20 protein-coding genes and 1 pseudogene are annotated in these 22,273 nt (G+C 61.2%); 11 read left to right on the top strand and 10 right to left on the bottom strand.

Annotated features, from left to right (window positions below; all coding sequences use genetic code 11):
* The first annotated feature begins 51 nt into the window (after window positions 1-51).
* From HX783_RS07360 to HX783_RS07345, 5 genes and pseudogenes are all read left to right on the top strand, one after another.
* Complete coding sequence (locus HX783_RS07360) at window positions 52-285, top strand: hypothetical protein (protein ID WP_159954317.1); 234 nt, start codon at window positions 52-54, stop codon at window positions 283-285.
* Between the two features lie 194 nt (window positions 286-479).
* Entirely contained in the window at window positions 480-1,247 is a 768-nt protein-coding gene (locus HX783_RS07355) for a transporter substrate-binding domain-containing protein (RefSeq protein ID WP_371317663.1), read from the top strand.
* A 107-nt stretch (window positions 1,248-1,354) separates the two neighbouring features.
* Window positions 1,355-1,636: pseudogene (locus HX783_RS30200) on the top strand (PAS domain-containing protein); the annotation flags it as partial.
* 213 nt (window positions 1,637-1,849) lie between these two features.
* Entirely contained in the window at window positions 1,850-2,929 is a 1,080-nt protein-coding gene (locus HX783_RS07350) for a methyl-accepting chemotaxis protein (protein WP_371317662.1), read from the top strand.
* Window positions 2,930-3,089: 160 nt separating this feature from the next.
* Window positions 3,090-4,253, top strand: a complete 1,164-nt coding sequence (locus HX783_RS07345; RefSeq protein WP_177016464.1) for a transporter substrate-binding domain-containing protein — start codon at window positions 3,090-3,092, stop codon at window positions 4,251-4,253.
* Between the two features lie 10 nt (window positions 4,254-4,263).
* Here the strand turns inward: HX783_RS07345 and HX783_RS07340 are convergent, their stop codons facing one another.
* The 5 genes from HX783_RS07340 to HX783_RS07320 all read right to left on the bottom strand — a co-directional run bounded on the left by HX783_RS07340 (window position 4,264) and on the right by HX783_RS07320 (window position 8,853).
* Window positions 4,264-5,007, bottom strand: a complete 744-nt coding sequence (locus HX783_RS07340) for a YkgJ family cysteine cluster protein (RefSeq protein WP_177016463.1) — start codon at window positions 5,005-5,007, stop codon at window positions 4,264-4,266.
* 108 nt (window positions 5,008-5,115) lie between these two features.
* On the bottom strand, window positions 5,116-5,598 hold the full coding sequence (locus HX783_RS07335; RefSeq protein WP_177016462.1) for a GNAT family N-acetyltransferase: 483 nt from the start codon (window positions 5,596-5,598) through the stop codon (window positions 5,116-5,118).
* A gap of 3 nt (window positions 5,599-5,601) precedes the next feature.
* Window positions 5,602-6,504, bottom strand: coding sequence for a chemotaxis protein CheV (locus HX783_RS07330; RefSeq protein ID WP_159954321.1), 903 nt, complete (start codon window positions 6,502-6,504; stop codon window positions 5,602-5,604).
* A gap of 209 nt (window positions 6,505-6,713) precedes the next feature.
* The gene (locus HX783_RS07325; RefSeq protein ID WP_177016461.1) at window positions 6,714-7,688 is read right to left on the bottom strand and encodes a D-glycerate dehydrogenase; all 975 of its coding nucleotides are present in this window, start codon (window positions 7,686-7,688) and stop codon (window positions 6,714-6,716) included.
* A 196-nt stretch (window positions 7,689-7,884) separates the two neighbouring features.
* Entirely contained in the window at window positions 7,885-8,853 is a 969-nt protein-coding gene (locus HX783_RS07320; RefSeq protein WP_053254489.1) for a LysR family transcriptional regulator, read from the bottom strand.
* Window positions 8,854-9,034: 181 nt separating this feature from the next.
* Between HX783_RS07320 and HX783_RS07315 the strand changes: the two genes are divergently transcribed.
* The 4 genes from HX783_RS07315 to HX783_RS07300 are packed head-to-tail and all read left to right on the top strand — an operon-like array spanning window position 9,035 to window position 13,795.
* Window positions 9,035-10,546: an efflux transporter outer membrane subunit gene (locus HX783_RS07315; protein ID WP_177016460.1), complete on the top strand. Its 1,512-nt coding sequence runs from the start codon at window positions 9,035-9,037 to the stop codon at window positions 10,544-10,546.
* A 10-nt stretch (window positions 10,547-10,556) separates the two neighbouring features.
* Window positions 10,557-12,734, top strand: coding sequence for an FUSC family protein (locus HX783_RS07310; RefSeq protein WP_177016459.1), 2,178 nt, complete (start codon window positions 10,557-10,559; stop codon window positions 12,732-12,734).
* Window positions 12,724-12,924, top strand: coding sequence for a DUF1656 domain-containing protein (locus HX783_RS07305; RefSeq protein WP_010565658.1), 201 nt, complete (start codon window positions 12,724-12,726; stop codon window positions 12,922-12,924). The genes HX783_RS07310 and HX783_RS07305 overlap by 11 nt, the downstream gene beginning before the upstream one ends.
* Before the next feature lie 10 nt (window positions 12,925-12,934).
* Entirely contained in the window at window positions 12,935-13,795 is an 861-nt protein-coding gene (locus tag HX783_RS07300) for an HlyD family secretion protein (protein WP_177016458.1), read from the top strand.
* Window positions 13,796-13,913: 118 nt separating this feature from the next.
* Here the strand turns inward: HX783_RS07300 and HX783_RS07295 are convergent, their stop codons facing one another.
* A complete protein-coding gene (locus HX783_RS07295; protein WP_110623088.1) occupies window positions 13,914-14,315 on the bottom strand; it encodes a DUF4440 domain-containing protein in 402 nt (133 codons plus the stop codon).
* Window positions 14,312-15,496 carry an MFS transporter gene (locus HX783_RS07290; protein ID WP_177016457.1) on the bottom strand — a complete coding sequence of 395 codons (1,185 nt, stop codon included), beginning with the start codon at window positions 15,494-15,496 and terminating at the stop codon, window positions 14,312-14,314. Before HX783_RS07290 ends, HX783_RS07295 begins: the two co-directional genes overlap by 4 nt.
* A gap of 111 nt (window positions 15,497-15,607) precedes the next feature.
* Here HX783_RS07290 and HX783_RS07285 point away from each other — a divergent pair, with 111 nt between their 5' ends.
* Complete coding sequence (locus tag HX783_RS07285) at window positions 15,608-16,465, top strand: LysR family transcriptional regulator (RefSeq protein ID WP_177016456.1); 858 nt, start codon at window positions 15,608-15,610, stop codon at window positions 16,463-16,465.
* Here HX783_RS07285 and HX783_RS07280 read toward each other — a convergent pair.
* Together HX783_RS07280 and HX783_RS07275 are read right to left on the bottom strand one after the other, a co-directional pair.
* Window positions 16,462-17,274, bottom strand: coding sequence for an SDR family oxidoreductase (locus HX783_RS07280; protein ID WP_177016455.1), 813 nt, complete (start codon window positions 17,272-17,274; stop codon window positions 16,462-16,464). The two genes, HX783_RS07285 and HX783_RS07280, sit on opposite strands and share 4 nt — an antisense overlap.
* 14 nt (window positions 17,275-17,288) lie before the next feature.
* Window positions 17,289-17,753: a multidrug transporter gene (locus HX783_RS07275; protein ID WP_159954330.1), complete on the bottom strand. Its 465-nt coding sequence runs from the start codon at window positions 17,751-17,753 to the stop codon at window positions 17,289-17,291.
* A gap of 221 nt (window positions 17,754-17,974) precedes the next feature.
* Between HX783_RS07275 and HX783_RS07270 the strand changes: the two genes are divergently transcribed.
* Complete coding sequence (locus tag HX783_RS07270) at window positions 17,975-21,490, top strand: hypothetical protein (protein WP_256347115.1); 3,516 nt, start codon at window positions 17,975-17,977, stop codon at window positions 21,488-21,490.
* A gap of 87 nt (window positions 21,491-21,577) precedes the next feature.
* On the opposite strand, the gene HX783_RS07265 is transcribed toward HX783_RS07270, so the two are convergent.
* Window positions 21,578-21,853: a DUF3077 domain-containing protein gene (locus HX783_RS07265; RefSeq protein ID WP_177016454.1), complete on the bottom strand. Its 276-nt coding sequence runs from the start codon at window positions 21,851-21,853 to the stop codon at window positions 21,578-21,580.
* Between the last annotated feature and the right edge of the window lie 420 nt (window positions 21,854-22,273).

Below are 22,273 nucleotides of genomic sequence, written 5' to 3'. Positions count from 1 at the left end.
TGGGGCCCGCAAGCCGGCCCCGCCTCATTATTTGCACGCCCCGGAGCTTCCATGACTTCCCCGACACAACCCCCTGTTGAAGTGGCCGACCTCGTCGATCCGGCCGGCGCTGACAGCGTTGAAAAAGCCGAGATCCCAGCGTTCAAGTTTCCGTTCAAGCCGGGTGAGTTGGCCGGGGCCAAGAATGCCGCCCAGCCTTGGTACAAAAACGGTGCCAAAAACGGCCACACCAAGTCGCCAGGCATGGCGCCACCGGGCACTCGCCGCTCCATGGGTAAACGCTGAGAATAATGATGCGCAGACTGTGGCGGTGTTTGCCTACAGGGTCTGCTGAACTTTCTGATTGAAGGCCCGTGACCGTTTCTTGAAAGCTTGTGCAGCCTCTGCTCAGCCCCGATTGTTCTCACCGGGGCAGGGTGTAATGAGGCTGGTCTTTCCAGAAAAGGACGTCCCCTGTGGATTTCATCCGGGTTTTTGTTGTGCCTGCCTTATTGTTCCTGGCCGCCGCTGTCTGCCTCCCTGCGACAGCTGATGAGCCACGGCGCGACATTCGTTTCGCCGTCGTCGCCCAATTCCCACCCTTTGAAAGTCGCGACCAGCACGGTCAGTTGGTGGGGTTGAACATTGAACTGGGCAATGCCATTTGCCAGCAGCTCAATACGCGTTGTACCTGGGTCGATCAGGTCCTGGTCGAAAGTTTTCAAGCCCTTGAGGCCCGTCGATTCGATGCGATCATGGGCATAGCCCCCACCTCAAGACGGCGCCAATGGGTGAGTTTTACCGACAATCTGTATCCGTTTATCACGCGGCTCGTGGCGCGCAAGGGCTCCGGCCTGGTGCCGACCGTAGCGTCGCTGCGGGGCAAGCGTGTCGGTGTGCTGCTGGGCAGTAACCGGGAAGCCTTTGCGCGATCAAAGTGGGCGCCTGCAGGCGTGGTCATCAAGAGCTTCTGGCTCAATGACGATCTGGTTCGCAGCCTGGTGGCCGGGCATATCGATGCGACGCTGCAAGGCACGGTGGAAATCCGCAAGGCACTGCTCGACACCCCTGCCGGCCAGGATTTCGACTTCCTGGGCCCCGCCGTTTCGGCCGAGCTGCTGGGCGACGGTGTGGCCATTGCGGTGCGTAAGCCCGATATCGCTTTGCGCAATGATCTCAACCACGCGTTGGAACGACTGAAACAGAGCGGTGAATACTTGCGCATCGTGCAGCCTTACAACCTCGATGAACCGCTCGTCAGTCCATGATGGCCAATTAATTGCTCGGAACATGAGCTGGATCAGTATTTGCCCCATGGGTGCGCTTAGAGTCGACGCCCTGCCGACTCCTCCAATAATTACGAGCGCGCTTCTCCATGAAGATCAATCTGCCGGTCACCGGTCGAAATGTGGACTTTGCTCCCGATGCCAACATCCTCTCGACCACCGACCTGACCAGCGCGATTACCTATGCCAACAAGGACTTCATCGACGTGTGCGGCTATAGCCGCGATGAACTGCTTGGCTCACCGCACAACCTGCTGCGCCACCCCGATATGCCGCCCGCAGCGTTTGCACAGATGTGGCAAACCCTGAAAAGCGGCCGCTCGTGGATGGGCATGGTAAAAAATCGCTGCAAGAACGGTGACCACTATTGGGTCAGCGCCTACGCCACGCCGGTCACGCGGGACGGGGCGGCGGTGGAGTATCAGTCGGTGCGCACCAAACCCGATGCGCGCAAGGTGCAGGCGGCGGAACGTGCTTACGCGCAGTTGCGCGCGGGTAAACGTCAAAGGCCGCCGATGCCCGGCATGTGCATGAAATTGTCACTGTGGGCCACCGCCACCTGTGGGTTGGCGTGGGCCTTGGGGCTGGGTCTGGCGGCTCATTCGCCGATCTGGCAACTGTTGGCGTTAACGCTCGGGTGTGCACTGGCGGCGCTCGGGGTCAAAGCGATCATGCGACCGCTGGGGCAACTCAACCAGCGCGCGCGCCTGATTGCCGACAACCCTTTGAGCCAGGTGATCTACACCGGTCGCAGCGATGAGTGCGGGCAGATCGAGTTCGCCCTGCAAATGCTCGAAGCCCAAGTGGGCGCCGTGGTGGGGCGCATCGGCGATGCGTCCCAACGTTTGGCGGGGCATGCCGCGCAGCTGGTCGAGCACTTGGACAACAGCCACGCCAGCAGCCTCGGCCAGCAGACCCAGACTGATCAGGTGGCGACGGCGATCCACCAGATGGCCGCCAGCGTGGCGCAAGTGGCCAGCCATGCACTGGAGGCGTCCACGGCGGCGGACCAGGCCGGCAGCGAAACCCGTGAAGGCCATCAGCGCGTCGATGAAAGCCGCGATGCGGTGTTGCGCCTGGCCCAGGAGTTGGCGCGCGCCACCGCAGTCATTCAGCAGTTGGAAAGCCACAGCGGCGCAATCAGTGGCGTGCTGGAAGTGATCCGCACGATTGCCGAGCAAACCAACCTGCTGGCCCTCAATGCCGCCATCGAGGCCGCTCGTGCCGGCGAGCAGGGCCGTGGCTTTGCGGTGGTTGCCGATGAGGTGCGCGGCCTGGCCCAGCGCACGCAGCAATCGACCAATGAGATCCAGCGCATGATCAGCACCCTGCAAGGCGGCGCCCGCGATGCGGTGCAAGCCATGGCGCACAGCAGCGAGCATGTCGATGCGAGCGTCGCACAGGCACAGCAGGCCGCGCTCGCGCTGGATGGCATCAGCCGGCGCGTCAGCCAGATTACATCGATGAGTCAGCAGATTGCCGCGGCGGTGGAGGAACAAAGCGCGGTGAGCGAGGACATTAATCGCAATGTCGTCGGCATTCGCAATGCCGGCGAAGCCACCGTCAGCGCGGGGCAGCAAAGCCAGCTCAGCTCGGCCAATGTGGCCGCGCTGGCGGAGGATTTGCGCCTGTTGGCGCAAGAATTCTGGGGCCACCGGCGCTAAGTCGAAAAACGGTCTACTATCACTTTTGGGAGTTTTCCTACTCAATAAACAGGCGTGTCGCAGTTATAGACCAGTCAGTGCTTGTTAGAACGCTGGGGGTGTTTGGGCCATAAGTGATTGAGCCCGAATGCTTCACATCACTTTTGCACAGGACAGGTTTATGACTACGGCAATAAGAATGCTGGCACTCGCTTTGATGGTGTTCGCCGGGAGCGGGTGTGCTGTTTCCCCCCCTCCCGCCAATCCCTGGAGCGAAATACGGTTTGGGGTCGAGGCGGATGTTCCGCCCTTTGAGTACCGCAATGCACAAGGCGAGCTCGCGGGGTTGGACATTGAGTTGGGTAACGCGCTGTGTGCTGAACTCAACGCGCGCTGCGTTTGGGTTGATCAGCCTTATGCAACCAATATTGCGGCGCTCCAGGCCAAGCGTTTCGACGCGATCATGCCGATGACCGCGACGCCGCCACGGCGTGAAATCGTAGACTTCACCGACCCACTGTACGCCCTTGAAAGCCGCCTGGTCGCCCCCGTGGGTTCCAACCTGCTGCCAGAACCCAACGCGCTAAAAGGCAAACGCGTGGGCGTTTTGACCGGCACCAGCCGCGCCGCCTATGCAATGGCGCGATGGGCGCCGCAAGGGGTGCAGGTACGCAGCTTCAACCTCAATGCCGAATTGATCACAAGTTTGCTCGCCGGTGAGTTGGACGCGACCTTGCAAGACACCATTGAAATCCGCGAGGCATTGCTCAACACGCCTCAGGGCAGGGCGTATGCGTTTGCCGGGCCGGCTATCAAGGATGAATTGTTGGGCAGCGGCCCCGCCATTGCTACACGCAAGACCGACCCTGAACTGACTGCCGCGCTGAACAAAGCGTTGCAGCGGCTGAAGGACAATGGCAAGTACGCGGCCATTACCCAGCCTTATCTGGCACCGGTTTCCGGCAAGCCTGAGCCGGCAGCGATGATATTCACCCCGGCAGACGGTGGTTTGCCCTTCTCGGAAACCGTGCAAGTCGGGCAAACCCTCTATGTGTCGGGGCTGCTCGGGCTGGATGAAAACGGCAAGGTGGTGCGCGGCGGCATTCGCAAAGAGACCGCACAGGCACTTGAGACCCTGCGCGACACGCTGCGCAAACACGGTGTGGGCATGGACCGGGTGGCCAAATGCTTGGTGATTCTTGCCGACATCAATGAGTTTTCCGCGATGAACCAAGTTTATGCCAGCTACTTCCCATCGGACCGCCTTCCGACGCGCACGACCTTCGCCGCCGGCAAGCTGTTAGCCGATGCTCGGATCGAAATCGAGTGCCTGGCCATCTTGTAAGCCTGCGGGCCTAAGAGGCCCGCAACGAAATAAACGCGTAGTTGGCCGGCACCTGGGTTGCGATCTGGGCGCCGGCATCCAACAGCTGTTCGGCGATGTCCATGCCAGACACGTGAAACACCCACTCATTGGCTGCGGCTGGCTGATCAGTCGCCCATTCGATTGCCTGGGCAAAGGCGTTCATGTCCGGCAAGTACGCGGTAAACCCATCGCCCTTGAGCGCGGTGGTGCGAATGCCCAGCAAGGCGCACACCGCCTCCTTGGTCTGCACGTCATCGCGGTCGGCCTGGCGCGAGCGGCGGATCAACTCTGCCAGTTCCCGGTCCATCAACTCGCCACCGACGATCAACGCCGGGCCTTGTTCCCAGGATTCCGGCGGGCAGTCTTTGGCCGCTGGGTTCAGCGGGATATGCGGGTTGATTTCCATCGGATAGATACGACACACCAGCGGGCGACGCTCATAAATGCCGCAACGGTTGTCGTCGTCAAGATTCCGGCAGCGCCCGGCGTTGTAAGCGGCAAAGGTGATTGCCACAAACGCCTCGGTACTGCCGCTCGGCACCACCACTGAACGGCGTTCGGCGTGTTCGCGTTGTTGCACGGGCAAGCCCAGGCCATTGCCGAGAAACCCTTCCACCAGAACGATGACGTTACCGCCGTCAGCCGCCCAACTGCGGGCCTCTTCGAGGGTCAGGGGCACATGATGGTCGGTGCAGCATTTGCCGCAACCCACGCAGGAAAAGTGAGTGTTCATGGAGGATCTGTCACCAGGCAAGGTCAGAGGGCACTCTTGAACAGTGACGGGTTTTTGCCTCTCTGCACTGTTCAAGTCCTTGCAAAGCAAGTTATGCGCCAGTGCCTGTCAGTCCTCGGGCACCACGTCGCGCAGCACAAACACCATGCCCGCGCTTTCATACAGTTGCCGGGCGCGCAGGTTGCTTTCGCGCACCTTGAGGTCGACGTAGGGTTCACCGCGCTGCTTGAACACCTCAAAGGTGTGCAGCAACAGGGCGCGGCCCAGCCCCTGGCCTTGGGCGCCAGGGTGCACGCTGAGGTTCTTGATGAATGCACTGGTCCAGCATTGGGCCACTCCGAGTATGCCGTCGCTGTTGCTGGCGACCAGGCACAGCGTGGGGTCGAACTCGGCATCCGTGATGAACCGGTGTTGCCATTGCGCCAGGCTGGCGACGCGGCCGCCGCCTTGGTCCTGGGTCATGCGCAACACCGCATGAATCGCCGGAGCCAGTTCGTCGCGGTAATGATCCAATCGAATATCGGCCGGCCACTGCGGCGCGGGCAGGTTGGCGGTGAGGTCGCGGCGCAGCAGCTGGAAATACTCCGCCACCGGCTACAGACCCTTTTGCGCCACAGATTTCGCAGCCACCACCAGGCACTTGGTCAGTTCGGGCGAGGAGAACTTGGTGAGCACCGCGTCGGCACCGGCCAGGCGCGCCTTTTCGCTGTTCATCGCGCTGTCCAGGGAGGTGTGCAGCAGCACATAAAGCTCCTGGAAGTCCGGGGTTTCGCGCAGGGTGCGGGTGAGTGCGTAACCGTCCATTTCGGACATTTCGATGTCGGAGACCACCACGTTGATCTGCTCGACCGTGCCTTGCAGCTCCAGCAGCACGTCGATGGCTTCCTTGGCGCTGCGTGCGGTGTGGCACGTCAGGCCCAGATTGCGCAGCGTATGCACCGATTGCTGCAGGGCCACCTGGCTGTCATCCACCACCAGAATCCGCGCATTGCCGAGGACTTCGGCCTCTTCCATGGTCAGGTCGGTGGGCGCCGCTTCAATCGGTGCCGGGGCGATACCGTGGATAACCTTCTCGATGTCCAACACCTGCACCAGCCCGCCTTCCACCTGGGTAACCCCGGTGATAAACGAGCGATTGCCGCCGGAGCCATAGGGCGGCGGGCGGATATCGGTGGTCAGGCAGTGCACGATCTTGCTCACCGCCTGCACATGCAGGCCCTGCTTGGAGCGGCTGACGTCGGTGACGATCAGGCAGCCGCCGTTCGGGTCTTGCAGGGGCATTTCGCCCAGCGCACGGCTCAGGTCGATCACCGACAGCGACGTACCGCGCAGCGTGGCGATGCCTTTGACGTGTGGGTGCGACTCCGGCAGCTTGGTCAGCGGCGGGCAGGGGATGATTTCACTGACTTTCAACAGGTTGATGGCCATCAGCTTGCCGCTGCGCAGGGTAAAGAGCAGAAGCGAGAGTGAGTCTGCGCGGGCTTTGGTGGTGGACATAAAAACCTTCTGTGGATCAGGGATGACGATCTATAGAGGGTTATCGACCTCGGCGGCCGAGGCTTTAACCCGATGATCGTTCCCACGCTCTGCGTGGGAACGCCGCCCCGGACGCTCCGCGTCTCGTGGTGCAAGAGTCAGGTCCTGCGCAGTGGTGACGCGGAGCGTCACAGGATGCATTCCCACGCGGAGCGTGGGAACGATCAGTATCAGGCCTTCCAGACTTGCGGGTTCACCAAGTCTTGTGGACGCTGGCCCAGCAAGGCGCTGCGCAGGTTTTCCAGGGCGCGATTGGCCATGGCTTCACGGGTTTCACCGGTAGCCGAGCCGATGTGCGGCAAAGTCACCGCATTGCTCAGCTGGAACAGCGGCGATTCGGCCAGCGGCTCCTGCTCATACACATCCAGCCCGGCGCCACGAATCTTCTGGGTTTGCAGGGCTTCGATCAGCGCCGGCTCGTCCACCACCGGGCCACGGGAGATGTTGATCAGGATCGCACTGGGCTTCATCAACCCCAGCTCGCGGGTGCTGATCAGGTGGCGAGTCTTGTCGCTCAACGGCACCACCAGGCAGACGAAATCCGACTCGGCCAGCAACTGCTCCAGGCTGCGGAACTGCGCGCCCAGCTCTTGCTCAAGTTGCGTCTTGCAGCTGTTGCCGCTGTACAGGATCGGCATATTGAAACCCAGGCGCCCGCGACGGGCGATGGCCGCGCCGATGTTGCCCATGCCGACGATACCGAGGGTTTTGCCGTGCACATCGCAACCGAACAACGGCGCACCAACGCTGGCCTTCCATTGCCCGGCCTTGGTCCACGCGTCCAACTCGGCCACGCGGCGGGCGCTGCTCATCAGCAAGGCAAAGGCCAGGTCGGCGGTGCTTTCGGTGAGCACGTCGGGGGTGTTGGTGAGCATGATCCCGCGCTCGTTGAAGTACGCCACGTCGTAGTTGTCGTAGCCCACCGACACGCTGGAGACCACTTCCAGCTTGCTCGCGCCTTCAAGCTGCGCACGGCCGAGCTTGCGGCCCACGCCGATCAAGCCGTGGGCGTGGGGCAGGGCCTCATTGAATTGCGCGTTGATGTCACCCAGCTTGGGGTTGGGCGCAATCACCTCGAAGTCCTGTTGCAGGCGTTCGATCATTTCCGGGGTGACGCGGCTGAAGGCGAGGACGGTCTTTTTCATTGCAGGCGGGCTCATCGACTACGGGAGAATGCCAAGCAAGCTAACATTCCTGACGGTGGTTGTCAGGGCATAGCAATATCAATGTGGGAGCTGGCTTGCCTGCGATGGCGGTGGAACAGTAAGCACAGTATTGGCTGACACACCGCTATCGCAGGCAAGCCAGCTCCCACCTTTGATCCCTGTAGCCTGATAGCAATCAGTTCGCCAACCGCGCGCCGCTCAGGCTGCCGCTCAATTCATAGGCCACCAGTTCCGCCTGGTGCGCTGCCAGTATTTCCGGCAGCGACCCGCGCAGGTATTCCACCCACGTCTTGATCTTCGCATCCAGGTATTGGCGCGACGGGTAGATGGCATACAGGTTCAGCTCTTGCGAGCGATAGGTCGGCATCACCCGTACCAGCGTGCCGTTGCGCAGGCCTTCGATAGCCGCATACACCGGCAACAGGCCGACGCCCATGCCACTGGTGATCGCGGTTTTCATCGCATCCGCCGAGTTGACCAGGAACGGCGACGTATTGATCGCTACGCTTTCCTGGCCTTCGGGGCCGTTGAAGGTCCATTTATCCAGCTGGATCACCGGGCTCACCAGGCGCAGGCAGGCGTGGTTGAGCAAGTCCTGGGGCCGTTGCGCGCAGCCTTTGGCCTTGACGTAATCCGGCGAGGCGCAGGCGATGCTGTAAGTAATGCCCAGGCGCTGGGACACGAAGCCTGAGTCCGGCAGTTCGCTGGCCAGCACGATGGACACGTCGTAGCCCTCGTCGAGCAGGTCCGGCACGCGGTTGGCCAGGGTCAGGTCGAAGGTCACGTCGGGGTGGGTGCGGCGGTAACGGGCAATCGCATCGATGACGAAATGCTGGCCGATGCCGGTCATGGTGTGCACTTTCAACTGCCCGGCGGGGCGCGCATGCGCGTCGCTGGCTTCGGCCTCGGCTTCTTCGACGTAGGCGAGAATTTGTTCGCAGCGCAGCAAATAGCGTTTACCGGCCTCGGTCAGTGCAATGCGGCGGGTGGTGCGGTTGAGCAAGCGGGTTTGCAGATGGGCTTCCAGGTTGGAGACCGCGCGCGAGACGTTGGCCGTGGTGGTGTCCAGTTGCACGGCGGCGGCGGTGAAGCTGCCAGCTTCGGCCACGCAACTGAAAGCGCGCATGTTTTGCAAAGTGTCCATGGAGTGTTCTCAGGGGAGATAACAAATTGTGACAGAAAGTTACGCCGTCCAGTGATCCCTACCAACGGATTATCGCTTGAACGGTAACAAAGATTCACAGGAATGCCAGCTTATCGTTCCCCAAGCCGCCCCCTAGAATTGCGCCACCTTCCCGCCACACCACCTCAGGAATACGCTTGCCGTGCCGCGTCGCATCAGCAGAGAGCTGAAGGCTCTCAGTGTTTTGGCCTTATCGTTAGCAATCAGCGGCTGCATCGGAACCGGAGGAATCGCCCCCCAAGGCCAGGCCCTCAACGCCAATACCCTGGCCACCGACGAAGCGATTCAACACGCCACCCAGGACGCCCACTGGCCCACTGCGCAATGGTGGCAAGCCTACGGCGACCCGCAACTGAACCGCTGGGTCGCACTGGCCACGCAAAACAGCCCGAGCCTGGCCATGGCCGCCGCGCGGGTGCGTGAAGCGCGGGCCATGGCCGGGGTTGCCGAGTCGGCCGAGGCGTTGCAGATCAACAGTGACACCACGCTCAAGCGCCACAACTGGCCGAAGGATCAGTTCTACGGGCCGGGCGAGCTGAGCGGCGCCAACACCTGGGACAACAATTCGTCCCTGGGCTTGAGTTACGCCCTCGACCTGTGGGGCCGCGAAAGCAACACCACCGAGCGTGCCGTCGACCTGGCGCACATGAGCGCCGCCGAAGCGCGCCAGGCCCAGCTCGAATTGCAAAACAACGTGGTGCGCGCCTATATCCAGCTGTCGTTGCATTACGCCAACCGCGATATCGTCGCCGCCACGCTGGCCCAGCAACAGCAGATTCTCGACCTGGCCAATAAACGCCTGAATGCCGGGATCGGCACGCATTTCGACGTCAGCCAGGCCGAAACGCCGTTGCCGGAGACCCATCGTCAACTGGACGCCTTGGACGAAGAAATCGCCTTGAGCCGTAACCAACTGGCGGCATTGGCCGGCAAAGGCCCAGGTGAGGGCGCGCAACTGCAACGCCCGAGCCTGAGCCTCGCCGCGCCGCTGAAATTACCTTCCAGCCTGCCGGCGCAGTTGCTTGGCCAACGCCCGGACGTGGTCGCCAGCCGCTGGCAAGTCGCCGCGCAAGCGCGTGGCATTGATGTGGCCCACGCCGGTTTCTACCCCAACGTCGACCTGGTCGGCAGCCTCGGCTACATGGCCACCGGCGGCGCCATGCTGGGCTTTTTGAGTGGTGAGAAACTCAACTACAACGTCGGCCCGGCGATCACCTTGCCGATCTTCGACGGCGGCCGTTTGCGCGGGCAGTTGGGCGAAGCCAGCGCCGGTTATGACATCGCCGTGGCCAAATACAACCAAACCCTGGTCAATGCGCTCAAGGGCATCAGCGACCAGTTGATCCGTCGCGAGTCCATGGACAAGCAGTCGGCGTTCGCCGCGCAGTCGGTGGCCTCGGCGCAAAAAACCTACGACATTGCGATGATCGCCTACCAGCGCGGCCTCACCGATTACCTCAACGTGCTGAACGCCCAAACCCTGCTGTTCCGCCAGCAGCAAATCGAGCAACAGGTGCAGGCCGCGCGCCTGAGCGCGCATGCCGAACTGGTCACCGCCCTGGGCGGTGGGCTCGGTGCCGGCAACGATGTGCCGCAGCCTGCCAAAACCCTTCCGAGCAAAACCCCGGCGGCGCTGGCCGTGTTTGATCACTGAGTAGGATTTGATGACGCCCTTGCCTGCACCGCTGCGCTGGTTGCACTCCCTGGAGTGGCGCCGTGGTTTTTTCGACTGGGCACGCAGCGATGGCGTGACCTGGGTGTATATCTTCAAAGTGTTGATCGCCGCGTTCCTCACGCTGTGGCTGGCGATGCGCCTGGAATTGCCGCAACCGCGAACGGCGATGATCACCGTATTTATCGTGATGCAACCGCAGAGCGGCCAGGTGTTCGCCAAGAGTTTTTACCGCTTCCTGGGCACCTTGGCGGGGTCGGCGGTGATGGTCTTTCTGATCGCCTTGTTTGCGCAGAACACCGAATTGTTCCTTGGCGCGCTGGCGATCTGGGTGGGCATTTGCACAGCCGGTGCGACGCGTAATCGCAACTTTCGCGCCTATGGGTTCGTGTTGGCCGGCTACACCGCGGCGATGGTCGGTTTGCCCGCCCTGGCGCACCCGGACGGCGCCTTTATGGCGGCGGTGTGGCGGGTGCTGGAAATCTCCCTGGGGATTCTCTGCTCCACGTTGGTCAGCGCCGCGATCCTGCCGCAAACCAGCAGCGCCGCGATGCGCAACGCCTTGTATCAGCGCTTCGGCGTGTTCGCGCTGTTTGTCACCGACGGTCTGCGTGGGCGCAGCCAGCGTGAAGGGTTCGAGGCCAGCAACGTGCGCTTTATCGCCGAAGCGGTGGGGCTGGAAGGGCTGCGTAGCATCACCGTGTTTGAAGACCCGCATATGCGGCGGCGCAATGGCCGGCTCAGTCGCCTCAACAGCGAATTCATGAGCATCACCACGCGCTTTAACGCCTTGCACCAGTTGCTTGAGCGGCTGCGCACGGATGCGGCCGATCACGTGGTCGCGGCCATCAAGCCGGGCCTGCAAGACCTCGCTGAAGTACTTGATGGTTTTTCCGCTCGCGCCCTCACCAGCCCCGACGCGGCGCGGTTGGTCAACCAACTCAGCGTCTATAAAGACGGCTTGCCCGCCAAAGTGCGCAGCCTGCGTGCGCGCTTCCAGGAGGGCGACCCGAGCGAAGCCGAGCAACTGGATTTCCATACCGCCTACGAGCTGCTTTACCGCTTTGTCGACGACCTGCACAACTACGCGTTGACCCACGCGTCCCTCGCCGACCACAGCCATGCGCGCGAGCAGTGGGACGAAACCTTTATCCCCAAAACCAACTGGCTGGCCTGCGCCGCGTCCGGTATTCGCGCGTCATTTATTTTGGTCGTGCTCGGCAGTTACTGGGTGGCCACCGCCTGGCCGAGCGGCGCGACCATGACCCTGATCGCCGCCGCCACCGTGGGCTTGTCGGCCGCCACGCCCAACCCCAAACGCATGGCGTTTCAGATGGCCTGCGGCACCTTGATCGGTGCGCTGGTGGGCTTCGTTGAAATGTTCTTCGTGTTCCCGTGGATCGACGGCTTCCCGTTGCTGTGCGTGATGCTGGCGCCGGTGATCATCTTCGGCTCTTTCCTCGCTTCACGCCCGCAATACGCCGGCGTCGGCGTCGGCCTGCTGATCTTTTTCAGCACCGGCTCGGTGCCGGATAACCTGACCGTTTACAACCCTTACACCTTTATTAACGACTACATCGCCATGGTCATCGGCATGTTGGTGTGTGCGGCGGCGGGCGCGATTATCCTGCCGCCCAACAGCCGCTGGCTGTGGCGCCGGTTGGAGCAGGACCTGCGTGAGCAGGTGGTGTACGCCATCAGCGGCAAACTCAAGGGCCTGGCCTCGAGTTTTGAAAGCCGCACCCGCGACCTGTTGCACCAGGCCTACGGCCTCGCCGTCGGCCAGCCGCAGGTGCAGCGCGACCTGCTGCGCTGGATGTTCGTGGTGCTGGAAGTCGGCCACGCGATCATCGAGTTGCGCAAGGAGCAGGCGATTTTGCCGGTGCACCCGGCGTATGCCGAATCCCAGCCGTGGCGACAGGCGATCCGCGTGATGGGCCGGTCGCTGGTGCGGCTGTTTCTGCAGCCCAGCGCGAGCAACCTGGAGCGCGGCCTGATTGCCGTCGACCACGCGATCAGCCGCGTACAGGCCACCGACGAACCCTTCGCCCCGCACTTCGACACCTCGGCCCTGCGCCGGGTGAAAAGCTACCTGCACTTTATCCGCACCTCGCTACTCGACCCGCAATCGCCACTCGCGGCCCTCAAAGGAGCCCCGCATGCCTCGTGAAATCGCCTTCCACGGCGTGTACATGCCGACCATGACCTTGATGTTCTTGATCGCGGCAGGGCTGGCCTGGGCCCTGGACCGCTTTCTGGCCGGGTTCGACCTGTACCGTTTTTTCTGGCACCCGGCGTTGTTGCGCCTGAGCCTGTTCGTTTGCTTGTTCGGCGCCCTGGCGCTGACCGTCTACCGTTGAGAATGCCCCGATGAAAAAGTTTTTCAGCCTGCTCGCAACCTTGCTGGTACTGGCTTTGGCAATCTGGATTGGCCGCACAGTGTGGGTGCACTACATGGAGACGCCGTGGACCCGCGATGGCCGTGTGCGTGCCGACATCATCAACGTGGCAGCCGACGTCACCGGCGAGGTGGTGGATGTGCCGGTGCGTGACAACCAGTTGGTGAAGAAGGGCGACTTGCTGATGCAGATCGACCCCGAACACTACCGCATCGCGGTCAAGCAGGCGCAATCGCTGGTGGCCTCACGCAAGGCCACGTGGGAAATGCGCAAGGTCAACGCCCACCGCCGCGCCGACCTCGACGCCCTGGTGATCTCCAAGGAAAACCGCGACGACGCCAGCAACATCGCCGACTCGGCGCTGGCCGATTACCAACATGCGCTGGCGCAGCTTGAAGCGGCTGAGTTGAATTTGAAACGCACCCAAGTCGTGGCGGCCGTGGACGGCTATGTCACCAACCTCAATGTGCACCGTGGCGACTACGCGCGCATCGGCGAGGCGAAGATGGCCGTAGTGGATATGAATTCGTTCTGGGTCTACGGCTTCTTCGAAGAAACCAAGCTGCCCCACGTCAAAGTCGGCGACAAGGCTGACATGCAACTGATGAGCGGCGAGACGCTCAAGGGCCATGTGGAAAGCATCTCGCGCGGTATCTACGACCGTGACAACCCGGAGAGTCGCGAGCTGATTGCGGATGTGAACCCGACCTTCAACTGGGTGCGTTTGGCCCAGCGCGTGCCGGTACGCATTCATATTGATGAAGTGCCGGAAGGCGTGCTGTTGGCGGCGGGGATCACCTGCACCGTTATCGTCAACCCAACACAAAATTAAACTGTGTGAGCTGGCTCATGTGGGAGCGGGCTTGCTCGCGAATGCGGTGGATCAGTCAATACTTCTGTTAACTGACACACCGCATTCGCGAGCAAGCCCGCTCCCACATTTGACCGTGTTAAGCCTTGATGAAGGTTTCGTGCAAATGGCGCCACAGCAACGCGCCGCTGGCCTGTTTTTCAAACACCACCGTGGCGCGGCGATCGGTCTGCGTGCCGCTGTCGTCAACCTGATGCTCGCGATACGTCACCGTGGCGCCGCGTGCATGGCGGTCGATCCCGGTCATCTCACTCAAGGTGATTTTCAAGCCTGGACGCATACCGCCAAGGCGCGTGAACAGTGCCTTCACCCCGGCCGTATTCACCCGCGTGCCGGTGGCGGGCGCGACCATGCTGAACTCGGGTGAGAAGCGTGCAAGCAAGGTTTCCAGGGTGCCTTCAGGCGCAACGCCGGCAAACCACTGTTCAATCTCGACGTGGGTCTGGATCACTTCTTCAAAAAAATCGCTGTAATCAATCATGGCTGGGGCTCGCGGGCAGGGTGAAGCAGTGTGCGGACTCTGGACGCATCCAGGCGCAGCACGGCAAAAAGGGGCAGCAGTGTCAGGGCTGCCGCTATCGTGAAGGTTATGGCGAATGAATCCAAGGCCGACAACAGTGCACTGAGTGCCGCCGCGCCGAGGCAAAAACTCACTTGTCGATTGATATTCCACAACGCGCTGGCGTCGCCCATGCGCTCGGCGGGAATGTCCAGAAACGCCAGGGTCTGTGCGGTGCTGCTGCACAGGCTGCCGCCCAGGCCCATCAAGGCGTAGGCAAGAATCACCAAGGCTGGCTGGTTCAACAGCAGGATGCCGATGCATTGCAGGGCCATGCCCGCCAGCAGCAAGGGTTTTGGCCCGCAGCGGTTAAACAGCTTTTTGCTGAGGTAAATCGCCAGCGCCGACGCCAGTGCCCACGGCAGCATCAGTGCGCCCGTCTTTGTAGCGTCATAGCCGAGGCTGCGCAGGTAGAGAATGGCGATCAGGCTGGTGCCGATAAATACGCCGGGGATGAACAGGTAGACCAGCATCGCCACGCGCAGCATCGGGCTGCGGACCTGTTTGAAAATACTGCCCAGATCCAACGCCGGGCGCGCCGTTGCAGACGTATCAGGTTTTATCCACAGCAGCGCCAGCAGCAGCGTTAATAACGCCAGCGGCAGGTTGGCGTAGAAGATCCAGCGCCACGACACGCTGTCCACAATCACCCCGCCCAATGCCGGCGACAGCGCTGGCACCAGCAGCGCCACCGACATCACACGAGCGGTGAGTTGGCTGCGTTCTGCCGGTGGAAAGTGCCGGTACGCCATCGCTTGCCCCACGGGAATCAGCAAACCACCGCCCAGCCCTTGCAGCGCGCGCCAGCCAATCAGGGTTTCGATAGAGCCCGCCCGGCCCACCATCAGCGAAGCCCCCGCAAATAACAGCAGGCTTGCTGCGATCAGTGTTCGCTCGCCCATGATCGCCGCCAGCCACACGCTCAGGGGAATGATCACGGTGAGCCCGAGCATGTAGGCATTGCTGATCCAGGCCAATTGCGTGACCGAAGCGTGCAGCTCGCGGGCGATATCCGGGTAGGCGACCGTAGCGACAAACATGTTCACCAAGTCCAGGGCGAAGCCGAGTAGGAAGATCCAGGCAACTTTCGAGCGGTAGGTCATGAACGCGATCCTGCGAGAGAGGCGGGCAGGGTAGGCCGCACGCAACGTTTGGGATACGCCGATTTGCCTGTTAGTTTGTCAAAAATATTTTGACAAAGGAGGGCGCGGCCGATGGTCAGCCTGGACCGATTCGACACCTTCAAGGCCGTGGTCGAGGCCGGCTCGCTCACCGCTGCAGCCGACCTGCTGGGCCAGACTCGCGCAGTGGTCAGCTTCAACCTCAAGCGCCTTGAGGCGGAACTCGGCGTGACCCTGCTGACCCGCAACACCCGTCAACTGGCACTGACCGACGCCGGCGAGCGCTTCTACCTGCGCTGCACACGCATGCTCGAAGAAGCCCGGCTGGCGGTGGAAGAGGCGCGGTCCGAACATGCCCAGCTCAAAGGCACGTTGCGCATCACCACCACGGTGGAATACGCGCTGGCGGTGGTTGCCCCCGCAGTTGAGGCGTTTCGGCGCTTGCACCCGGACCTCAACATTCACTTATCCACATCCTCGACCCACGCCGATTTGATCTCGGAACGCTTTGACGTGGCGATTCGATTGGGCCGCCTATTGGATTCCAACCACCGCGCCGTGCAGTTGTCGACGTTCGAGGTGTTTGCCGTAGCAGCACCTGAATTCGCCGGGGTTCAAACGCTGGATGAGTTAGAACAGGTGCCCAAGCTGGGCCACGGTCGTTTGACGGAATTGAGCCTGACCGACCCGGCAGGTGGCGAGCATCAATACCGCCCCGGCCCGACTGCGCTGGTGGCCGACAGTGCGGCGGTGCTTCAGGTATTTGCCCTGCGCGGTCACGGCGTGGCGGTGTTGCCGCAATGGCTGGTGCAGGATGATCTGGACGCGGGGCGGTTGGTGCGTTTGTTGCCGGACCATCGTTTCGCCCCGCAGGGGATTTATGCGATGTACCCGGACACGCGACATTTGCCGCTGAAGGTGCGGGCGTTTATTGACTTCATGAAAGGCTAGAGCGAGCCCGCCAGCCCAAAGCGCTTCTTCAACACCTTCTCCAGCAATGCCTTGGGCAACAACGCCGCCATCAACGGCAGCGCCCGGCAACCGTTGCCCGCACGCAACAGCCGTGGCGGTTTTGACTGTTGCACGGCCTTGAGCACTTGAGCCGCAAATTGCTCGGCCGAGGTCGGGTTGGTTTGTGAGGCCTGGGAGCGTGCACGAATGCCTTCGCGCAACGGCCACCACGGCGACTTCTCGTTGATCAACAGCTCAGCCTGGGCTCCGGCATTTTCCGCAAAACGCGTGTCGATAGCGCCCGGCTGCACTTCCATCACTCGCACACCGAACGGCGCCAACTCCATGCGTAACGCATCGCTCAAGGCATGCACTGCGGCTTTTGAGGCGCAGTAAGCGCCGGCAAACGGCGTTACCAGCACACCCGACACACTGCCGATATTCACCACTAGGCCGTTAGCGCGACGCAATGCGGGGAACAGCGCCTGGGTGACGCCGACGATGGAAAACACATTGGTTTCGAACTGGCGCTGCATCGCCTCGGTGCCGCCGTCGAGCAGCGGGCCCATGGCGCCGTAGCCGGCGTTGTTGATCAGCACATCCAGCTCGCCCCACTGCTCGGCCAAGTGCTGCAAGGTGGCGCTGTGGTTGACGTCCAGTTGCACTGCATTGAAACCGGCGGCGGCGAGGGCGGCGACGTCTTCTTCGCGGCGGGCGCTGGCCCACACCTCGAAGCCGGCGGATTTGAACGCGTCAGCCAGCGCGCGGCCGATGCCGCTGGAGCAGCCGGTGATGAGTACGTTGGGCATGGATCAATCCTTTGTCAGTCCGAGAAACTGCCTTGCAGGTGCTCGGCGCGAAATTCCAGGGTTTGCGGGCGGTAGCCAGGGCGCAAAGGCGGTGTGGGCAGGCAATCATCCCAGGTGGCGCCGGCCTGCAACTCGCCGGGGCCACGATAGCGTGGGGCAGCATAGACGTTGTCGGCCAGGTTCACCGTGTCGCCCGGCGCATAGGCGGCGACGCGCCAGCGCAATTCGGTGAGAGGCACGTCGTTACCGTTGTTCAGGATCAGTTTAAGCGGGCGATCAGCCGGGCATTCTTGCGGCGCGTAGCTGATGCGCAGTTCCAGGCGCGACAGTTGCGAGGCTTCGCGGTTGTCCAGCCATACCACCCAAATCGCCACAAAGCCCAGGCCGACGGCGGCGGCAAGGGACACCGGCAAGGCCTTGGCAGGGTAGCGCAGCAGCAGGATCAGCCAGGTGATGATCAGTAGAACGCCGATGAACATGGAGACCACCTCGAATAGAGAACGAGCATCCTAACTTAAGCGTAGGCGGGTTTGACTATCTGCGGGCCCCGACAGGGTATGGGTAGTGTAGGGAACACATCATCAAACAAAGTTCCCTGAGCTTTTTTTATACAAATCGACACTCAGGAAGTACTGGAGCACGTCGAAAACGAGCACTCGACAGGTCCTTATTTCTTGCCCACTTTTATGAGACAGAGTCGATGATTACCCGCCCCCTCAATTCAGGCACTCTGCAACCGCTTTTGGCTGTAAAGCCGCTGGCTTCATTGCTGCTCGAACCACCTCCTGCGGCGGTGGGAAATGGTACGTCGCAAACGCTTTCGGCTCCCCCAACGCCCACGTTGCCTCGGCTGCGTAGCGCCTCATTGGAAAACCCTCCGGCCCGCGATACATCTGCGCCTTCGGCGCTGACGCTCAGTCAGCGCCAAGAATTGGCAGGGAACACTCATAACAACTATGCCCTGACTGTGGCGTTGGAAGAGGTCCAAGCGGCCATTATTAAAGATTCGAGTCTGGATATCGCCGAGTTGCTCGAAGCGAAGAAGTTTTCCGCTCATAGCGCTTCCACCTTCGGGCGCGCCTATAAAATCGCGCCTGGCGAGGATGTACCCCTGGCGTGGTTCCTGCGGGAAAATCAGTTGCTGGTGCCCCAGGATCTCGGGCAACTGGCCAACCTTATTGCCGTGTGCAAGGAGCCACTGCCTGAGCCTGTTGAGCACGGCAATTACTGGGGGCTGTTATCCCAGCCCGCAACATTGGACAGTGAGCAGCGCACCAGGCTAAGCGAGATGGCGGCAGCCGAAATGGCCACGCTGTCACCTGGCAAAGGCATCTTCGCTGCTTTTTATGAGAGGTATGGGGCTTCGCTTCAAGGGATGAGCGCCCAGCAGATGCTTGAAAGCCTGCTGGGCAGTGCTGAGATCAGAAACCTGGGTCAAGTGCTCGAGGCGGCCTTCAACAGTGATGCGTCATTGTCCAGCAAAGATGCAAATTGGGCGTTGGCGGCAATGGTGCTGGAGCTGGATCCGCAGGCCGGCAGCAAGCGTGGGGTCGTGGCCGGGTATGACCTTTATCAAGCGGCCAATCGGGATGTCCATCCTTCGGTGGTGGTCTCTCGCCTGGAGAAGCATCTGGTGGACCAGGGCAAGGTGCCTGCCGAGCTGGCGTCGGCCGCCGCGCGCTTATTGCTTGCAGGGGCTGACCCTGCCTTCATTGTTGAAGATATGCCCAGCAACCTGGTGGTTAAATCGGCGGCTTTTGCCCGGCTGTCGGCGGTTGTACAGGCGCAGGAATTTTGGGCGCCGGGCATCGCCACGCATACCGACTTTAAAACGTTCATGCGCCTGGCCGAGCACAGCCCTACCACGCAAGCCGAGGCTGTTATCGAGGCTAAGGCCCAGGCCAATGCGTTGATTCAGTGGGGTGTTGCCCAGGAGAAAATTGTTCCAAAGGCCGATGGCGCCTATACGCCGGAGGACGTGGCCGGGGTTAAAGATGTGTTCAATGCGCAACTCAACGCATTGAAAAAAGCCCACGAACAGCTGAGTGCCACCCTGCCGAAGCGGATGGACATGGCGCGTGAGGAACTGGCACAAGCCTATGGTTCCACGGATCCATTTGATCAGCGCAATACCCGCATTACCAATATCGACGCCAGCGAGAGCGAACCGCATTCCATCGAGGACATCTACGCGGCCGGCAAAATGGACCGTATTCCCAGAAAGGATCGCTACCATTTTCAGTTGGGCAACCGTCTTGTCGGGCTCAGGCCGCTTCCTGATATCAACCAGGCGTTCAATAGCCAGTTTGACAGCTACTTCAACAACTTGAAGGAGGGTGTGACCACCCTATCCAGGCACCAGCTGTCGCAGCTTTCTTCGCAAGACAAACAAATCATTGCGTCGGGCAAGGTCGATTTTTTTTCGCTGCGCAAAGCCGGTGTCGCAGAGGCCGAGGGCACGGAGTCTCCAGCTGAGGCGCAAGCGGCCAAAGCACGTTATGGACTCTTGATGCGGGTGCTGACCAAAATCGACAAGAACGGCGATGATCGGGACGATAAGAATCTGCGTCATGTCTGGTTTGAGTGGCACCCCTTGCAAGGATTCCTGAAGCGCCGCGACGACTTGCCCAGGTATCTGCCGAATCCTCCTGACCGAGTCGCCAACGCCGAAACCTACGCAACGACACGAGCGCAAGGCAAGGCACTCTGGGTGGATTTCGATGCGTTTGAGAACGGCACTGCGCCGCAGCCGGAGAAGTATTCGGATGGCCTTCTGAATGAGCCGATTGGCGCACCTTACTTGCCCGAACCCCGGCAGGGGCAGCACGCCGACCCCACGCAAGCCTTGAATGCCCGGTTCGACAAAATCGCCGGCGTGGCAGCGGGCCACGTGTTGCATGACTACGATGCCATGAAGGCTGGCGCCAGGGGGGTGACAAAGGTGGAAGAGGAAGAAGCCGGCATCCAGGCTTCGCTGGATTTTATAAGGCGACTGATTCCGTTCCAGAGTGCCATCGAGCATGTACTTCAGGGCAATACCGGCGCCGCGCTGAAGGACGTTGCGCTGGATATTTTCGGTTTCATCCTTCCCTTCGCCAAAGGGGTACGGACGGCAGGTAAAGCCTTGGGCAAGTTGGGCGAAAAGCTCGGAACACGAGCGTTCAAGGCATCCGATACGGTGTTGCGCTCAGTTGCCAGCGGCCTGAACCCCGGCGATGGTCTGGGAGACCTGGCAGTGGGGTTGGCAAGGGGAGGAAAGTCAGTGTTGAAAAGCAGTTACAGGGAGTTGCTGGAACAGTTTCAGAAGCAGTCTTCCAGCGTTGGCGCCCCTGTCAAAGTTACGAGCACAGCATCCGACATCGCCGGTGCCCGCCGCGAGTTCCGTGACTACAGCGAACACGCACTGCCTGACAGCCTGCTTGAAGGCGTTACGAAAAGGGGCGACGGCACGTTTCAAGTGGGGAGTAAGTCGTACGTCCGTTACACCGATGGCACCGACGTCAACCGAGTATTTGAAATCAGCGACGTCTACAAAGTCGCGGGGGGGCATGTTCGGGTCGTTGATCCGGTCACCCGCAAAACGGTGATGTTCCTGGAGCCAACCGGCACCGGCGAATGGCGACGAAACTTCCTGCTCGGAGGCGTCAAGCCCGACGTAGCGCAGGGCATGAGCGTGATCAGGCCTCACGCGCCCAAACGTGCTGCTGGCCAAGAGAGCTCCAGTTCGTCCGCAGCGCTGGGGACATCCGGTAGCCAGCCAGCCTTTAAACGACCCAAGGTGCCTGAAGTGTTCCCAGGTGAAAAGGCGCTTATGGATCCGCCCGTCAGAGGCGAGAACCGTTTCTACCATTACACCGGGGCGAAGTCGCATGCCGCAATCAACAGCGATTGGCATCTGCAGTCCTCGACGCTTAACGTGGATGGCAAGCCATTACCGGGTGGGCAAGCCAGGCATTACTTTACGGATCTGGCACCTGATGATGCGGCAACCAAAGCGATCTCCACGACCATTTTTGGGCGCCGTCGACATGGCAACCAATTGGACAAAATGACCCATTACTACGAGGTAAATACCTCGGGCCTGACGGTGATGAGAACCGATAACCCACATATTTTTTATGTGGAGACGAAATTCGCCTTGCCCTTGAAGTACCGAGTCGCCGGGGATCCGGTGAGTCGAGTCATTTCCCATGGTGAAACGCCATTCACCGCGTAGCATCTGAGGGGGGCGCTCCCACCTGTAACCGTGTACACCCTTGGAATACGGTTACAGGTGGGAGCGGGCTTGCTCGCGAAGACTGAGTTACTGAGCAGAAGAATCTGCCTGCAAGCCTTCGATAGAAGCCTCAACCAGGGCCAAACCGGTTTCGGCCAATTGCAGGCTGGCCCAGTTCAGGTAGCTCTGGTGTTCAGTGCACAGGTCTTGAGCCGCCAGGGTGAGCACGCGCGCGGTGCCCAGAACATAGCTGGCATGTTCCAGTGCATGTTCGATGGGAATGCCGGGTTGTACGCAGAATAGAGGTTCTTCACTGCGGTCGCTGGGGCCGAAAGTGGTGGGGCGGGTGGTTTGTTTGGACATTGTCTTGCTCCTTGAGAGAAAAGAAGCTGCCTTGAATCGCCGTCAAACGATTGGGTGGCAACTGTGCGCAGGTTGACGGACCGGTCTCAAGAACCCGGCGCACCCGAAGGTGCCCCACGCACAGTCGCCATAACGCTGTGCTGCGGGCACACGGGTGCACGAGCAAAGAGAAGGGACTATGCGTCTTGAGAACAGCGAGGCCGTCAAACCTCATCACGAATGAGTCGTGACAGGCGCGAGGATAGGCAGGAAGAGAAGATGGGTCAATGCTGGCGGTTGGACCCTGATCGTTCCCACGCTCTGCGTGGGCATGCATCCCGTGACGCTCTGCGTCACCGTTGCGCGGAGGGCGGGACGCGGAGCGTCCCAGGCGGCATTCCCACGCGGAGCGTGGGAACGATCAGCCCCCACCCAACCCAC

It is taken from the genome of Pseudomonas sp. D2002 (genome assembly GCF_013385735.1).
In the GTDB taxonomy this organism is placed as follows: Bacteria; Pseudomonadota; Gammaproteobacteria; order Pseudomonadales; family Pseudomonadaceae; genus Aquipseudomonas.
The sequence above is the reverse complement of the archived record's forward strand: the minus strand, read 5'-3'. Positions and strand labels throughout refer to the sequence as shown.

Excerpts from the sequence above, each read along its gene's own strand:
- HX783_RS07285 (WP_177016456.1), top strand. The coding sequence starts at position 15,608 with ATGGTCAGCCTGGACCGATTCGACACCTTCAAGGCCGTGGTCGAGGCC.
- HX783_RS07280 (WP_177016455.1), bottom strand. The coding sequence starts at position 17,274 with ATGCCCAACGTACTCATCACCGGCTGCTCCAGCGGCATCGGCCGCGCG.
- HX783_RS07360 (WP_159954317.1), top strand. The coding sequence starts at position 52 with ATGACTTCCCCGACACAACCCCCTGTTGAAGTGGCCGACCTCGTCGAT.
- HX783_RS07345 (WP_177016464.1), top strand. The coding sequence starts at position 3,090 with ATGACTACGGCAATAAGAATGCTGGCACTCGCTTTGATGGTGTTCGCC.
- HX783_RS07270 (WP_256347115.1), top strand. The coding sequence starts at position 17,975 with ATGATTACCCGCCCCCTCAATTCAGGCACTCTGCAACCGCTTTTGGCT.
- HX783_RS07295 (WP_110623088.1), bottom strand. The coding sequence starts at position 14,315 with ATGATTGATTACAGCGATTTTTTTGAAGAAGTGATCCAGACCCACGTC.
- HX783_RS07325 (WP_177016461.1), bottom strand. The coding sequence starts at position 7,688 with ATGAAAAAGACCGTCCTCGCCTTCAGCCGCGTCACCCCGGAAATGATC.
- HX783_RS07275 (WP_159954330.1), bottom strand. The coding sequence starts at position 17,753 with ATGTTCATCGGCGTTCTACTGATCATCACCTGGCTGATCCTGCTGCTG.
- HX783_RS07320 (WP_053254489.1), bottom strand. The coding sequence starts at position 8,853 with ATGGACACTTTGCAAAACATGCGCGCTTTCAGTTGCGTGGCCGAAGCT.
- HX783_RS07310 (WP_177016459.1), top strand. The coding sequence starts at position 10,557 with ATGACGCCCTTGCCTGCACCGCTGCGCTGGTTGCACTCCCTGGAGTGG.
- HX783_RS07300 (WP_177016458.1), top strand. The coding sequence starts at position 12,935 with ATGAAAAAGTTTTTCAGCCTGCTCGCAACCTTGCTGGTACTGGCTTTG.
- HX783_RS07265 (WP_177016454.1), bottom strand. The coding sequence starts at position 21,853 with ATGTCCAAACAAACCACCCGCCCCACCACTTTCGGCCCCAGCGACCGC.
- HX783_RS07305 (WP_010565658.1), top strand. The coding sequence starts at position 12,724 with ATGCCTCGTGAAATCGCCTTCCACGGCGTGTACATGCCGACCATGACC.
- HX783_RS07330 (WP_159954321.1), bottom strand. The coding sequence starts at position 6,504 with ATGTCCACCACCAAAGCCCGCGCAGACTCACTCTCGCTTCTGCTCTTT.
- HX783_RS07290 (WP_177016457.1), bottom strand. The coding sequence starts at position 15,496 with ATGACCTACCGCTCGAAAGTTGCCTGGATCTTCCTACTCGGCTTCGCC.
- HX783_RS07340 (WP_177016463.1), bottom strand. The coding sequence starts at position 5,007 with ATGAACACTCACTTTTCCTGCGTGGGTTGCGGCAAATGCTGCACCGAC.